Source organism: Paenibacillus sp. JNU01 (assembly GCF_059130585.1).
In genome coordinates, this window is the sequence record NZ_CP169723.1 from 6,070,671 (window position 1) to 6,085,666 (window position 14,996).

Sequence of the window (14,996 nt, forward strand, 5' to 3'; positions counted from 1 at the left end):
ATGAAGGGAGGTGAAAACAATGCAAAACGAAAAGAAAGAATGGCAAGCTCCAGCTCTTGAAGTGTTGGAAGTCAATCAAACGATGGCCGGTACTGGCTACAGACAAATTGACTGGGTAACTGATCACGATGCGGATCTGTACGATCCAACTTCCTAAGTTGTTAAGTTATTAAGTTTTAACCAGCGTCATCATACTTAAAGGGCGGAAATGGAACCAATCCAGATTTCGCCTCCGCCCTTATATTGAGCAACATGAATATAAGGGCTTTTTTTACATTTAATCACGAAGGAGGCGTCGTTCATTGTTGCTTGTGCATTATGTAGCGTATGGTCTGCGCTGGTCGAGCCAAATTCGAATGCCTGAACTTCAGATTGCACCCAAGCATGCCGAGACGGATTGGGATGTAGCGGATGTACACATCGAGTCTTCAGATTTGACCCCATTGTGGGAGGACTGGGATGTAGGCAACGACAACTTTGTGGCACGAGAGGGCAGCCTTTTTTTCAAAATCGAAGATACAGGTCTGTTTCTAATAGAGCAAGGAAAGCGCATTGTCGTGTCCCCTATATCGGGTGCAGATGAGAAAAAGGTCAGATTATTCATTCTGGGCACGTGTATGGCGGTCATAATGATGCAGCGTGGCATTCTTCCATTGCATGGCAGTGCAGTGGTTATTGATGGTTGGGCTTACGCATTTGTCGGACATTCGGGAGCAGGCAAATCAACACTCTCGGCCGCCCTGGCATCACGCGGATATCCGCTTCTCACCGATGATGTCGTTGCACTCACCTGGGGTGCCGGGGGAAGAGCCATCGTATCGCCTGGTTATCCACAACAAAAATTGTGGCAGCCCAGTCTGGATGGTTTCGGCATGAAGGAACAGGATTATGCAACGGTTCACGCGGAGATTACGAAGTATGCGATACCTGTTCAGCACTATTTTCATGAGATGGCCGTACCACTAGGCGGAATCTTCGAACTTGCTCCACAACCGGAGGCAAACTATTCGTCCGTTCAACTGGTTGAAGTGAAGGGGCTGGAACGATTGCATCTCTTATGCTCGCATACGTTCCGTGGTGGACTCGTTGCAAGACAGGGATTGGCACAGTGGCTGTTTGAGACGGCTTCAAGACTTTCAGCGAGTGTAGAGATTGGCAGATTGGTCAGAACGGGTGCTGAGTTTACAGCGTTTGAGATGGTAGATCGGATTACAGATCATATACGTAAAGGAGTGCACACAGGATAATGACAGCGACTACGCCGATGAATGTGGAAGACCGGGTAACCCGGAAGGAAGGCAATCTGGTGAGTGACATGGGCAGTGAGAAAGTCATGATGAGCATTAGCTCTGGAAAATACTATAATCTCGGAAGTACCGGAGGACGAATCTGGGATCTGATCGCAGAAGAACGCACGCTGGGTGAAGTTGTAGACGTACTCGCTGCGGAGTATGAGATTGAGCCGGATATATGTCGTGAGCAGGTAGTGCAGTTCCTGGAACATTTGTCCCGTGAAGGTCTGATCGACGTTACTCGCGGAGTGTAGCATGATGTTGCAAAAAATAAAGGCTTATCTCTCGCTCCCCCGGGCGATGCGTCGACTGATATGGGAGGCCTATCTCTTCCTTGGCTGGGCGCGCATACAGAAGGCTATGCCATTCGCCAAAATCGCCCCAGGTCTGGGTACACCCATGGTTGAAACGCCGATGACAGGAATTGATCGCAGCGAGGTCATCGCTATCCGGAATATTTCCAAAGCGATTTCGCTTGCTAGTAAATATACGTTATGGGAAAGCCGCTGCCTTGTAATGGCGATTGCCGGGATGAAGATGCTTGAGCGACGCAAGATAGAGAGTACGTTATACATGGGGACTGCGCGGAATAAGCAAGGACATATGATGGCTCATGCCTGGCTGCGAAGTGGTAAATTGATCGTGACCGGAGCTGATACTATGGACCAATATACGGTTGTCGGCGTGTTTGGCAAACGGTGTCCGGAGAAGGGATCTGGGGAGATTGTCTATGATACATGAAAGTGAACTCTATTCATCAGGGTTTCCGAAGGAACTTAAGCTGATTTTGAGCATCATTAGAGGTGATCTGACGGCTCTATCCCCTGAAGAACTCAAGGTGGGTTTACAAGGAACGGATTGGCAGCTCTTTCTGCGGCTGGTCTATCATCACCGCTTATACTCTGTCCTTTATTTGAAAATGAAAGAATTGAACACTGCGATCATTCCAGCAGATGTTATGGAGAGCTTGAGACAACAATACACGGCCAATACGTTCCGCATGTTACATCTGACAGCTGAAATGGAACAGGTGTGTGGAGCTTTCCGTGAACACGGCATCCGTAATATTACGCTGAAGGGGCCTGCGCTGGCCCATGATCTATATGGTGATGTATCCATGCGAACCTCCAAAGACCTGGATATTCTGATTCCGTTCGATGATGTGGAAGCGGCTGAAGGCATTCTGGCTACCCTTGGTTACGTATCCAAGGAAGGGGAGCGGGCACCTACGGTTCGCAGCTGGAAATGGCGGGAACATCATATCTGTTACATCCATCCGGTCAAAAGGACTCAAGTGGAGATTCATTGGCGTTTGAACCCGGATTCGGGCAAAGAAACCGATTTTGAATTGTTGTGGAAACGGAGCCGGTTCAGTTCATACACACAGACACCTGTTCGTATGCTTGAACAAGAAGATCTCTGGGCTTATTTGGTAACCCATGGAGCACGTCATGGCTGGTTCAGACTGCGTTGGTTGCTGGATATCGATCAGATGATTCGAAGCATGCCACTCGATGTGAAAAAAGTAGAACGGCGTCTGAAAGCGGAGGGACGTTTGTCCATTGGTTCACAGGCTCTACACTTGGCATCAGATCTGCTGAACACGCCACTGGATACAGAGTACAGGTCCTTGATGTCCTTGAGTGATCGTACAGGCAAACGATTAGCGAGTGAAGGCGCAGAGTTCATGAATGATATGCTGGAAAGTCCGGCTGATATGAAATCGTATCCGTCGTATCTGTTTAAACTCCGAAGTACGAAACAGAAGTGGTTTTTCTTTATTGAGCGGTTATATCCAAGTACATGGGATGTGGATCAACTGCCGCTTCCGCGTTCTTTGTTTTTTCTGTACTTTCCGTTACGTCCGTTTCTCTGGTTCTGGCGGCGAATTAAAAGGTATACGGTCACGGAGAGGGGTAAAGTATGATCTCGGAATTAAAGTATTTTATGCGAAAGCTGCATCATGTCACGGGGCCCATTTTATATTGGAATCTGCTAGGGATGATCTGTATCAGTCTCATGGAAGGGATCGGGATCTACATGCTTGTTCCGATGTTGAGTCTGATCGGTATATTTGAGATGGGCTCCGCTGGGTTGAACATTCCCTGGATTGGACAAATGTTGAATCGTTTTCCTGAGAATGGCCAATTGTTACTCGTATTGTTCACCTTTGTATTGATTGTCTCCGGACAGGCCTGGATGCAGCGTCTTCAGACGATCCGTAATACTCGAATCCAGCAGCAATTTGTACGAACGCTGCGCATGGAAACCTATGGTGCCATTATTATGGCGCAGTGGTCATTTTTTCTCCAAAAACGAAAATCCGATTTTAACCATATATTAACGACTGAGCTTGCACGTGTCAGCCAAGGCACAGGCATTGTACTGCAAATGACAGCCTCCCTGATCTTTACGGGCATACAGATTGGTCTGGCTTTCTGGTTGTCTGCGAAATTGACAGCACTTGTGTTGGTCTGTGGATTGCTGCTCTTTATGGTCTTGAGAAAATTCGTCAAGCGAGCCAAACAGATCGGGGATCAGACTTCTGAATTCTCGCAAAGTTATTATAATGGCATAACCGAGCATTTTAACGGAATTAAGGATATTAAGAGCAATATGCTTGAGCGATCACACATGAATTGGTTCGAGCGTATGTGCAGACAGATTGAACGCAATGTCATTCAATTTAGCCAATTGAACAGTGGAACACAGCTGATTCATCGGATGTCTGCGGCGATCATTATTGCGGCATTCATTTATCTTTCTCTTCGTGTAATGACGGTGCCACCTGCAAGTCTGCTGCTCATCATCCTTATTTTTTCCCGCTTATGGCCTAGATTTACAGCGATTCAGTCCAATCTGGAGTACATCAGCTCCATGCTGCCTGCGTTCCGTGTGGTAAGAGAAATGCAAGCTCAGACGGCGAAAAGTCGTGAGATTAGTGAAGAAGTGGCTTCAGCGGGAGAGACGGGGTCTCATGTGATTCAACCCATGGTATTTCAAGAATCGATCACATGTGAGGATGTCTGTTATCGTTATGAGGGAAGTGATACGTACTCCTTGAGGAATGTGCAGGCTTCGATTCCCGCAAGTGGCATGACCGCGATTGTGGGTAAATCTGGAGCAGGCAAGAGCACACTAATCGATCTGATTATGGGTCTTGTAAGGCCAGAGAGCGGTCGTATTCTGATTGACGGTGTTCCTCTGTCAGAAGAGCGTTTATTGAGCTGGAGAAGTTCTATCGGATATGTCTCCCAGGACCCCTTCCTGTTTCATACCAGTATTCGTGAGAATCTGCGTCTGGTTGATCCCAATGCAAGTGAAGAACAGATGTGGCAGGCTTTGCAGTTTTCCTCCTCTGCGGCTTTTGTACGGAAGCTGCCTCAGGGTCTGGATACGATTATTGGTGATCGAGGTATTCGTCTATCCGGTGGCGAACGTCAGCGATTGGTGCTTGCCCGGGCCATGCTGAGGAATCCTTCGGTATTGGTACTGGATGAAGCAACAAGTGCGCTCGATAGTGAGAATGAACAGTATATTCATGAGGCGCTGGAACGACTGAAAGGACATGTGACCATTATCGTGATTGCACACCGATTATCTACGATTCGAACAGCAGATCGTGTCATTGTGCTCGATGAAGGACGGGTGATTCAAGAGGGCGGGTACCAGCAGTTATCTACTGATCCGGTAGGCACGTTCAGCAAACTTCTGAATATGCAAGCGGGTGTTGTAGGACAGTAAGTAAGTTTTTCTGTATATTCGTTTATCGAAGGATAACCAGCAATTATTATGTTAAAAGGCGCGCCACTGCGGGCGCGCCTTTCATGTAAGTGGGCTAGTATAATGACAAGGATTAATGAACAAGTGCTGTATTGGAAGGGATCGGAAGCTGAAGAGCGCCGATCTGCTTCAAATGTTGTACAATCTCTTGCACGGCTTCCTCAATGGACGATTGCTCTGTATCGATGATGAATGAAGGAGATTTTGGTACATCATAGGGGGCCGAAATGCCTGTGAAATGCGGGATATCACCGTTGCGTGCTTTTTTGTAAAGACCCTTGGGATCACGCCGCTCACATTCTTGAATTGAACAGCGCACATAGATTTCAATAAAATCATCGGGTTCAAATAACTGTCTGACCATCTCCCGATCCTGTGCATCTGGAGAGATAAAGGCTGAAAGGACAAACAACCCGGCATCTACCATTAACTTGGACACTTCGCCAATACGCCGCAAATTTTCTTGACGATCCCCTGTTGTAAAACCGAGATCACGGTTCAGTCCATGACGAACATTATCCCCGTCCAGAACATAACAGCGTACGCCTTGGTCATAGAGATATTGCTCCAGGGCAAATGCAAGGGATGACTTTCCTGCACCTGATAACCCGGTAAACCAGATGGCACGACTACGGTGCCCATGTTGTTTCTCCCGGTCTTGTCTGTTGATGTTGGATGATTGCCAGGTTATATTGCGCTCTTCCTTCGACATGTGTATCCCGCCTTTTCCCTACCATGATATGTATAATATTTTAACATATTTACAAGATTATAGCACCTTACAGATTTCTTCAAAATAAGCGTGAATCGACAAAATATCGGGTATAGATGTAGTACATACATAAGCACTATGCATATATCCAAGGAGTATTTTGCATGAAATGATGTAGAGTGCTCACATCGCAGGAGGAACAAGGCCATGAACGAAAACATACAAAACATACAAGTTGGATTCAAATGCCCGGATTGCTATCAGGATGTTCGAGTGGAATTTATAGATGAACAGGTCAGCACTGTTCGTTGCAAAGGTTGTGACAGAGCATATACCCTGTTGAAGCCAACCATTGGTGATGAGATTCTTCTGGATTGGGAACAGGAGGCATTGTATCACAAGCTTAGGGCAGAACGCTCTGAACTGGATAATCACAATATGTCCGCCTTAATTATCAAAGTTATCGAGCTGCTTACATGGCGTGATCGGGGAGATGGACAGACTCGTGCCATACAGACCGTGAGGGAATGGCTTGCTTCCAGTGGCAAACCCCAGACCTTGCTTGAATTGTTCTATCAATCTCCGCCACAACCTGAAAATAAACGTTTTGATCGTTGATAATTTACATACATTAGCCGTTCCTGTGGCATATTACCTGAAGGTGTTCGTGTATGCAAACGACTAACCGAATTTTCAGGAACAGGAGCGGATGGAATGAAGCGAATGGTTCTATATATATTGGTGGCACTGTTATCCATCAGTATGGTACCGGCACAGACTGAAGCATCACCGGTTACCGGAGCATATCACTTTGGCTTCAAAAAGAGTCAAAACGGTCAGCTGCCCTCCATTGATCAGGAAGGCTTCAAATCGATCTTACAACATAACGATGCCATTTTCCTGGGGGATACAAAGCAAAAGGAATTGTATCTCACGTTTGATAACGGGTATGAGAATGGATTCACGCCTGCCATACTGGATGTTTTGCGTACCAAGAAGGTGCCAGCTGCTTTCTTTGTAACAGGTCATTATCTGAAAGATCAGCCTGAGTTGGTCAAACGCATGGCGGCTGAAGGTCATATCGTCGGTAATCATTCATGGAGTCATCCGGATATGACCCGTATCTCCAATGAAAAGCTTAAAGTGGAACTGGAGAAGGTCAAATCAGAGGTGAATCGTCTGACAGGTCAACAAGCGACCTTTTTGCGCCCACCGCGCGGAATCTTTAACAATCGCACGCTTGCAGAGAGTCATGCTCAGGGTTATGTGAATGTGTTCTGGTCTGTTGCCTATAAAGATTGGGATACCAATGTGCAACGTGGTGCACAATATGCTCATCAAGAGGTATTGAAGCAACTTCATCCAGGGGCTGTCATTTTGCTTCACTCGGTATCCAAAGATAACACGGAAGCACTCGGCTCCATTATTGATGAGGCACGCAAGCAAGGGTATGTATTTAAAAGTCTGGATGATTTGCGAACCAAAAGTTATTGATTCACGTCACATAAAGAACAATGGACCCCATGTGGGTCATTCAAAAGTGTAGCAAAATATGAAAGGGCATCCTGAGCGATTAAGCTCGGAATGCCCTTTTTGGCTATATCGTATATATCGTATGCCCAGTCCAAGTAGTGGATGTAACCATATTCAGATCCAGAAGAAAGGATTGGATAATACGATACGATGGTGCGTGTAATACTATAAAACAGTGTTATAGATGATTCCAATTGTTTTCGGGCCGCAGTGACTGCATATTACACACCCAGCCGTGGTTAGTTCCACCCGGGCCCCCGTCTGTTCCTGCAAAGATTTCTGCAAGTCCAACGCATCCTCTTCGGCCATGGTATGCACAACGATCAGCAGATCTGGATCGATCTGATCCTTCTGGCTAAGTGTATTAGTTAGCATTTGTTCCAGCGCTTTCTCCCGTTTACCGCGTACTTTATAAGCAGGTGCCATCTTGCCATCCGTTACCCGGATGACAGGGCGAATCTTGAGCAGGCTGCCAATCAGGTTCTGCATGCCCGAACAGCGACCGCCTTTATGCAGATACTCCAGGGTATCGATGACAAACTCGGTGCGTACATTTGGTTTCATCGCCTCAATCAGGTGTGTAATCTGATTCAGGTTTTGTCCTTGATCGGCAGCATATACAGCTTTCATCACCATCAGTGCAATTCCCGATGAGAGATTTTGTGAGTCAATAACCGAAATTCGACCTTCGGGGAACTCGGAACTCGCTAGTCGTGCATTTTGATAGGTAGAGGAAAGTTCAGAAGATAAGCTGATATATAGAATCTCATCCCCTTGATCTATGTAAGGTTGAAATGCCGTCATGAAATCAGCGGGGGAAGGTGCAGCCGTTTTGGGAAGACGCCCATCTTGGCTGACACGTTCATATAGCTGTTCAGGCTTGATCTCAGCACCATCTTTCAGTGATTCATCACCGAACACCACATATAAGGGGATAATGCCGATATCGTGCTGCTGGATCCATTCTGGAGCCAGATCACTTGTGCTGTCCGCAAAAATTTTGATTCGTGACATGTCAATCTCCTTTGAAAACAATGATTTTGGCAAAAAAATATAGATTATACTTATGTGTAGACCCATTCATTTTAATTATAAGGAAACAAGGCGCTGATGCAAACCGTTACATCATGTTCATGCCTATCACAATAAGTGCAACGAATAACAGAATCATCATTCCATTTAATATGGTTCCGATTATGGCAAAGACTTTCTTTCGATTCTTGAGGACAAGACCAATAATTCCAAGGATGCCTCCGGCGAGGTTGAGAATCAGACCGACCAAAATGGCTAATGAAGCCAGAACCACTGCTGGATGTAAGGCTATCTCTTCTGCCTGCAACGGGGTGAGCACTCCGATGGACTCGTTTATAGCCATGGTGGCAATAAAGAATATCAGAATGTAACCCAAAATCGCAACCAATCCTATGACAAAGCTGGCGATACCAGGTCCGGAATGTTTCAGTGGTACAATCGGTTGTCTCTCATGATCTGGTGGGTATGGATCATAACTGTTGTTATTGTATGGATCTGCATGGCCAGGGTTCTGATCCGTATTGTTATAACCTGAATTATAGGAATCGCGATTATCCATAATTGTAACTTGCCTCCCTTAAACATCTTATGAGTGTTATTAACCTAATTGATGAGTAATTATTAGCTTGTTCCCATCTTTCCGGTACTGAAACACCAACTTTTTTGGACTTGCACTTAAAATACAACGATGACATACCTGTTTACTTTTCCATAAATATCGATAAAAATCAAGGATTTACGCTTGTTTCCTACAATTTATAGGGCGGAGATAGAATTGTTAAGTATAAACAGACATATGATCTTTGAAGTCTCGTCCCGACTGGCAAAGGAGGAGTGGATTCGCTACAATGATAGGAGTGAAGAGTAGTTGAAATAAGGGAGAGAACTTACATGCAACGAAGATGGATGATGCTTGGAGCTGTAATGACCATGCTATCGGTGGCGATCGGCGCATTTGGTGCTCACATGCTCAAGGATACGATTGGGCCAGCGGCCATAGCTACATATGAGACGGGTGTGCAATATCACATGATTCATGCATTGGGCTTGCTCATTATTGGCTTGACGGCTGGTCAGCTTGGGGCATCGACGAAACTAAAGTGGGCAGCACGTTTGTTGTTTATCGGGATTATCGTGTTCTCGGGTAGTTTGTATGTGCTTAGCATTTCTGGTATCAAGATTCTAGGAGCCATCACACCGATTGGTGGGGTAGCCTTCATTGCTGGATGGTTGTTATTGGCATTAGATGTATGGCAGCGAGGTAAGGATCGCTCCTGATCGGGCCGAAGGAATCTCGGAGAGTTCAATCCTACATGAACCATCGAACTAAAAAAGCAACTTGCGTTAGAATGTCCCGTCATTCTAACGCAAGTTGCTTTTTGTTTTATTCCGATGAAGTAGGTTACAGAAACTCATCGATTTCATTGGTTCGGAACGTATACACCTGTTTTTCATCGACATGGTATATGCTCACAATACTAGTATCCCGATCAAAATTCAAAATGCGGCATGGAATGCTCTGATGTTTACCGTTCTTATTATTGACCACAATACGGGTAAGTCGATTCTCTTTAATGAGCGTGTCAATCCACGCATCAAACGAATTTCCTTCGGAAATATTGGATGTTTGAGTAGAGGTCTTTTTCTCAATAGCAGGTGTTTCTTGCTTGTTCTGTGTTTTGGCTGGAGCAGTTGAGGTAGGTGTCTGCGTAGAACCGGACGCCTTCTGTGCCGCGCTCACTTGTGATTTTTTACGTTCATTGTGAAGTGTGACGAAAGAGTCCTTCTTGGACTGGAGTGTCGCTTCAATAATTTTGCCTAGCTCTATGCCGGATTGAATCCGAAAGTCCGCAATTTGTTCCTCTTTGTTTATGAACTCCAACAGGGACTGCAGTGCCAATGCATTTGAGCGGCTCTTAATAAGTATATCGACATTAAATAAAAAGCCGATTTCCTCTTGATTGGATAAGGTTTCTTTCATTCATCCCAGCCCCGTTAAAAGATATGTCAGCTTAAAAAAACGCTTCAATCCACTATATCATTAAAAATGAATTTATCATAGTGCTAGAGAAGGGGAAATATGCCGATTTGAAATGAATCAAGACCCGGATTGCCCTTTAATTTCTCCCCATAATAGAACTAATATTCTTCTTTTTTCATCCCCTGATCATCCTGTTCACCTGCGTCAGTCGCGCGGGTCTACTCTATAATTTATTTAATCAGGACAGGAAGCAACAGGGGGAATCGGGAATGGGCAATGCATATCAGGATCGATTGAGATACGTTTATAAAATTACATCTTCCAGAATTAGAAAAGCGGATTATGATCTGCATCTTACTTATCAAGAAGCGACAGTTAATGGAGAAGTGGCATCTATTGGAAATCATCAGGTGTTTCGTTTCATAGATCGTATTCGAGGCTACATGGAAAGGGAACAGAATCTGGCTAGAATCAAGCTGGATATAGAGCAATTAAAAGTTTTGAAAACCAATGCCGAGCATAAAAGAACAATGAAGAAACGACATGAAGAACTGAAAAATCTGAAATTTGTCGATGATTACCTGCTGGTGGTCATTGAAAATAATAAAGACTACGATCGGCTGAATTCATCGAAAGCTTTCTCCATCAACGGTAAGAAATACAAGCGGCTATTGGCGACAACAGGTGGGGCCAAAAGTTCGACGGTCATCTATGTGAGTGAGGATATTCACCCGCTTTTGGAGAAAAGATTGAATAATGGCAGAGATCCCAATAAAGAACTGGTTCCTGCCAAACTGGAGGCATACAAGGCCTTGGCTTGTAGTACAAGCACCCCTGTATCACATCCTGAACGTGTGTTGGTTGTTCATGATTGTATAACCGAATTTGGAGCGGACATTATTCAGATTGATGATACCGAGACAGAGTACCCTCGCATTGAGCGCAGGAAAAATGAGTCTATTCAAATGAACATGAGTGACGGATTCGGTCTTATCTCTACTGCACTTAGTGAACGATGGGCAATCGAACTGGGGCATGCATATATCCCGAGTGGATTTTGTATTCGTAATAGCTTCTGTAAAGGAATGGTATTTACATTTGATTATCACGAATTTGCGGATCAAGTTGCAGGCAAGTATATGGTGGACGATGCCTGGGGTAACCCTGTGGATATCCGAGAAGTAGATCTGATCCTCACAACGTCGATGCTCAAACTATGGAGCTCGTATAACAGTATTGATGATTACCTGTTATGTTGCGGTTATTATGGCTACACGTTCAGCGTTACGAAAGTTACACCCGGAGAATTAGAGGATGAGCGTCATTTAAACTACCAGTTCATTCAGTCGCTTCAATTGGATGATAACGAGATTGGTGAACTCATTCGTCCCACTATTGACTCGATTACAGATGTACTGGGCGAGGACCATCGCAAGGCACTGTTATTTCTCAAAGGAATTCATATTCATGAGAATGACTACAGAAATAGTCCGGATGATTATATTAAAGGGCTGATGGTAGACCCGCGACTTATAGATGATCCTTTTGTGCGAAGCAAAATTCATACCTTAATACGTAAGCGAATAAATGAAGCAAAGATCGGGGTTCTGAGAGTCAAAGGAAATTTCAGCATTATATCTGGCGATCCCTATACATTGTGTCAGAGCATATTTGGCATGCCTTTAACTGGATTGCTAAGTTCAGGAGAGTTTTACTCCAGCTATTGGAATGAACGCCATGTGGACAGGGTGGCTTGCTTCAGGGCTCCAATGACTTGTCATAACAATATCAAGGTACTTCGTTTCAAGAATACGGATGAAATGCAACATTGGTATCGCTATATGAAGACGGTCACGATCTTGAATTCATGGGATACGACGACGCATTCTCTGAATGGTGCAGATATGGATAGTGATCAGATCTTAACTACGGATAACAAAACGATTCTTGGGGCAATTCAGGAGTTAGATGCGATTGTATGTGTGCAGAAAACTTCAGCCCAAAAAATTCCGGATGAGAAGGATCTAATCCAGGCCAACAAAGACAGCTTTGGAGATCTGATCGGTTTTACAACCAATAAAATCACGTCGATGTTCGATGTATTAGCCAATTATGAGGAGCATAGTGCAGAATATCAGGAAATGATGTACCGAATTCAATGTGGTCAGCATTATCAGCAAAATGCCATTGACCAAGCCAAAGGGATTGAATGTAAAAAGATGCCGAAACACTGGTATGATATTCGCGCTGCGGTAACGGATGAGTCAGCCTTGAAAATGGTAGCGCATAAGAAGCCTTATTTTTTCATATACAATGACCCGGAGCAGAAAAAAGAATATACCACCTATGTAGAAAAAACGAGTCAGAAGTGTTTGCAGTTATTTGGCTTGACTGTTGATGAATTGTATTCGAAGAAGGAACTATCACCGAATCAGGAACAGTTCCTGGCACAGTATGAACAGAGAATGCCTGTATCCAAGGCACCTTCCGTGATGAACCGGTTATGCCTTCAAGTGGAAGACGAGTTCAACAAGTTTAAGTTGAAACAGACCGCAAGGCCGTTTGATCATACGATATTGATGAGTACCAAAAAATACTCCCAAGCTCGTTATAAAGAGATTCAACGATTATATCAGATGCATAACGAAGAACTACGTAGCTATATGACCAATTTACGCAAGAGCAAGGTGAGGAAGGAAGAAAGATCAGCCCGATGGCAGTTGTTTGTTTCCCGCTTTAAGGAGCAGGCGCTGGAGATCTGTAATAATGAAGAAGATCTGTGCAATATGATTGTGGACATGTGTTATCGAAATGCCGAGAAATCGAAGCAATTTGTATGGGATGTGTCGGGAGATCAGATTATTCGCAATCTGTTGCATAGCAATGATCACATCATCCATTATCCGGTGAGAGACCCGGAGGGCGATATTGAATATGCCGGGAGAACCTTTAAAATGACTCAAATGCATGTGAAGGAGCAGCGCCCTTGAAAATCATTCTGAATGAACGTCAGCATGCCGAGCAGGCCATTGCACATGGGATCATGGATAAGAAGCCAACCAAAACGTTGATTTGTTTAGCTAAATATGGGCTTGAGAAGGGGAAGAACGTCGAAGATACGTACACGTTATTAAATCAGTTTATGACCCGATACTACCCAGACTACAATGCTGTCCAGTGGGATACATTCCTCAATCGTATCATTAAGCAGTCGCAGAAGTATATCAAGATAAGGGAGGATGCCAACAAGAGCACCCTAATCGAGATTGATCATGTACCAGTAATGCACGAAGAACTTCAAAAGATCAAACAACTCAAAAGTAAACGACTTGAGAGATTGGCCTTTGTTTTACTGGTCTATAGCAAGATCAACAATCAAATCAATAAAAATGATACGTATTGGATTAATAATCAATGGAAAGAAATCTATGGCGATACCCAAATGGCAGTAAGCAAAAAAGATCAGGGGCTATTAGTGTACAAACTTATTCAGTTAGGGTATCTCAAAGAAAGTAATCGCGTAGATTCGACTAATGTACAGGTTTTGTTCGCTGTGGAGCATGGTGAGGTCGCCTTCCAGTTAGTTCGCTTCGATGACTTTGTGTTGGAGTACTCCCGCTGGAAAGGAGAGAATATTAAAAATTGTACCGTATGCGGAAAACGGATGCTGGCAAAATCGAACCGAATGAAATACTGCAAGGAATGTAAAAAAAACGGCATTAATCCCATTAGAAAACTCCTCTAAAGCTAGACACAGCAATGCTTCGCATGGTTGTTCAAGAATTTCTTTAATGATAAGCCAGAGACAGGTTTCCTAGTTAGGGGGAGGTATCAACTTGGAAACTGTCTTACAAAGAAAGCTACATAACGCTTAGGTAGGTGAATTATGTCAAATGGGATAACTTTAGCACACGTAGAGTCTTTAATTAGAGAAGCAGTGAAACATAGTAGCCCAGGGCAGCCTGGGGAATCTGGCGAAATTGAACTTGCTATCAGGCGGGCACTGGATGCTGCTAGCGAAGCCATGCAGGCTGCCGGAAAAGCAAAAGAGGCTTATCAAACAACTCGACTTGTTTATCAGAGTCCAGTTGCTAATTTTGAGGAGCTAAGTATGCAGTACCCTTCTCCTGAAATAGGCTGGACGGTACAAACGTACAAGGATGGCAAACGATATCGTTACGATGGAAAGACATGGGTAGAGATTGATGTATTTGGTCAAAACCTTCAGGTGGTTAATTCCGATTTGGATGGGCTCATGAGTACAGCTGAACATCTGAAATTAAATGAGATTCCGTTGGAAGTACAGGATCGCGTTATGGTCTTTTGCAAAGAATCACGGGTGTACACGGAAGTACTGGGAATTTTAGCCCCCTTTCCATTCGATGGCGAGATTGTACATGTAAAGGGCTATTGTGGGGTTTCTGGAGATACCGCAACTGAGATCAGAATTGAACATTCCAAGGATCTCATTCACTGGCAGGATGTGATGGGAAGTTCACTGAAGTTTGAGGCACTTCAACATCAAGATGATGGTAAGGCTACATTTGAGATGAAAAAAGTGGAGGCTGGAGATATTTTCAGAATCAACATCATCGAAGCAGGTTCAAATATACAACATCTTACGATTCAATTAACAATCAGAACATAAATCAAAGGAGATGGA

16 protein-coding genes are annotated in these 14,996 nt (G+C 44.4%); 12 read left to right on the forward strand and 4 right to left on the reverse strand.

Annotated elements, in window-relative coordinates:
• The first annotated feature begins 19 nt into the window (after positions 1-19).
• The 6 genes from NLBNIHML_RS26675 (at position 20) to NLBNIHML_RS26700 (ending at position 5,036) form a co-directional block, all read left to right on the forward strand.
• Positions 20-157, forward strand: a complete 138-nt coding sequence (locus NLBNIHML_RS26675) for a paeninodin family lasso peptide (protein ID WP_339240916.1) — start codon at positions 20-22, stop codon at positions 155-157.
• A 145-nt stretch (positions 158-302) separates the two neighbouring features.
• Positions 303-1,247 carry an aldolase gene (locus NLBNIHML_RS26680; protein ID WP_339240918.1) on the forward strand — a complete coding sequence of 315 codons (945 nt, stop codon included), beginning with the start codon at positions 303-305 and terminating at the stop codon, positions 1,245-1,247.
• Positions 1,247-1,546, forward strand: a complete 300-nt coding sequence (locus tag NLBNIHML_RS26685; RefSeq protein WP_339240920.1) for a lasso peptide biosynthesis PqqD family chaperone — start codon at positions 1,247-1,249, stop codon at positions 1,544-1,546. Before NLBNIHML_RS26680 ends, NLBNIHML_RS26685 begins: the two co-directional genes overlap by 1 nt.
• Before the next feature lie 4 nt (positions 1,547-1,550).
• Positions 1,551-2,033 carry a lasso peptide biosynthesis B2 protein gene (locus NLBNIHML_RS26690; protein ID WP_339242983.1) on the forward strand — a complete coding sequence of 161 codons (483 nt, stop codon included), beginning with the start codon at positions 1,551-1,553 and terminating at the stop codon, positions 2,031-2,033.
• Positions 2,023-3,219 carry a nucleotidyltransferase domain-containing protein gene (locus NLBNIHML_RS26695; RefSeq protein WP_494353194.1) on the forward strand — a complete coding sequence of 399 codons (1,197 nt, stop codon included), beginning with the start codon at positions 2,023-2,025 and terminating at the stop codon, positions 3,217-3,219. Before NLBNIHML_RS26690 ends, NLBNIHML_RS26695 begins: the two co-directional genes overlap by 11 nt.
• Positions 3,219-5,036, forward strand: coding sequence for an ABC transporter ATP-binding protein (locus NLBNIHML_RS26700; protein WP_494354766.1), 1,818 nt, complete (start codon positions 3,219-3,221; stop codon positions 5,034-5,036). Before NLBNIHML_RS26695 ends, NLBNIHML_RS26700 begins: the two co-directional genes overlap by 1 nt.
• 112 nt (positions 5,037-5,148) lie before the next feature.
• Here the strand turns inward: NLBNIHML_RS26700 and cysC are convergent, their stop codons facing one another.
• Positions 5,149-5,787 (reverse strand): adenylyl-sulfate kinase, encoded by a 639-nt coding sequence (gene cysC / locus NLBNIHML_RS26705; protein ID WP_339303221.1) that lies wholly within the window; start codon positions 5,785-5,787, stop codon positions 5,149-5,151.
• Positions 5,788-5,994: 207 nt separating this feature from the next.
• Here cysC and NLBNIHML_RS26710 point away from each other — a divergent pair, with 207 nt between their 5' ends.
• Both NLBNIHML_RS26710 and pdaA read left to right on the forward strand, forming a co-directional pair.
• Positions 5,995-6,405: a hypothetical protein gene (locus NLBNIHML_RS26710; protein WP_494353195.1), complete on the forward strand. Its 411-nt coding sequence runs from the start codon at positions 5,995-5,997 to the stop codon at positions 6,403-6,405.
• A gap of 96 nt (positions 6,406-6,501) precedes the next feature.
• A complete protein-coding gene (pdaA, locus tag NLBNIHML_RS26715; protein ID WP_339240926.1) occupies positions 6,502-7,281 on the forward strand; it encodes a delta-lactam-biosynthetic de-N-acetylase in 780 nt (259 codons plus the stop codon).
• Positions 7,282-7,485: 204 nt separating this feature from the next.
• On the opposite strand, the gene NLBNIHML_RS26720 is transcribed toward pdaA, so the two are convergent.
• Entirely contained in the window at positions 7,486-8,334 is an 849-nt protein-coding gene (locus NLBNIHML_RS26720) for a DegV family protein (RefSeq protein ID WP_342572429.1), read from the reverse strand.
• Positions 8,335-8,440: 106 nt separating this feature from the next.
• On the reverse strand, positions 8,441-8,911 hold the full coding sequence (locus NLBNIHML_RS26725; protein WP_342572430.1) for a hypothetical protein: 471 nt from the start codon (positions 8,909-8,911) through the stop codon (positions 8,441-8,443).
• Between the two features lie 332 nt (positions 8,912-9,243).
• Between NLBNIHML_RS26725 and NLBNIHML_RS26730 the strand changes: the two genes are divergently transcribed.
• Positions 9,244-9,630: a DUF423 domain-containing protein gene (locus NLBNIHML_RS26730; RefSeq protein ID WP_091032639.1), complete on the forward strand. Its 387-nt coding sequence runs from the start codon at positions 9,244-9,246 to the stop codon at positions 9,628-9,630.
• A gap of 124 nt (positions 9,631-9,754) precedes the next feature.
• On the opposite strand, the gene NLBNIHML_RS26735 is transcribed toward NLBNIHML_RS26730, so the two are convergent.
• Positions 9,755-10,333, reverse strand: a complete 579-nt coding sequence (locus NLBNIHML_RS26735) for a hypothetical protein (RefSeq protein WP_339240930.1) — start codon at positions 10,331-10,333, stop codon at positions 9,755-9,757.
• A 269-nt stretch (positions 10,334-10,602) separates the two neighbouring features.
• Here NLBNIHML_RS26735 and NLBNIHML_RS26740 point away from each other — a divergent pair, with 269 nt between their 5' ends.
• From NLBNIHML_RS26740 to NLBNIHML_RS26750, 3 genes are all read left to right on the forward strand, one after another.
• On the forward strand, positions 10,603-13,323 hold the full coding sequence (locus tag NLBNIHML_RS26740) for a hypothetical protein (RefSeq protein ID WP_494353196.1): 2,721 nt from the start codon (positions 10,603-10,605) through the stop codon (positions 13,321-13,323).
• Positions 13,320-14,078 (forward strand): hypothetical protein, encoded by a 759-nt coding sequence (locus NLBNIHML_RS26745; RefSeq protein ID WP_494353197.1) that lies wholly within the window; start codon positions 13,320-13,322, stop codon positions 14,076-14,078. The genes NLBNIHML_RS26740 and NLBNIHML_RS26745 overlap by 4 nt, the downstream gene beginning before the upstream one ends.
• 141 nt (positions 14,079-14,219) lie before the next feature.
• On the forward strand, positions 14,220-14,981 hold the full coding sequence (locus tag NLBNIHML_RS26750) for a hypothetical protein (RefSeq protein ID WP_494353198.1): 762 nt from the start codon (positions 14,220-14,222) through the stop codon (positions 14,979-14,981).
• Positions 14,982-14,996: the final 15 nt, after the last annotated feature.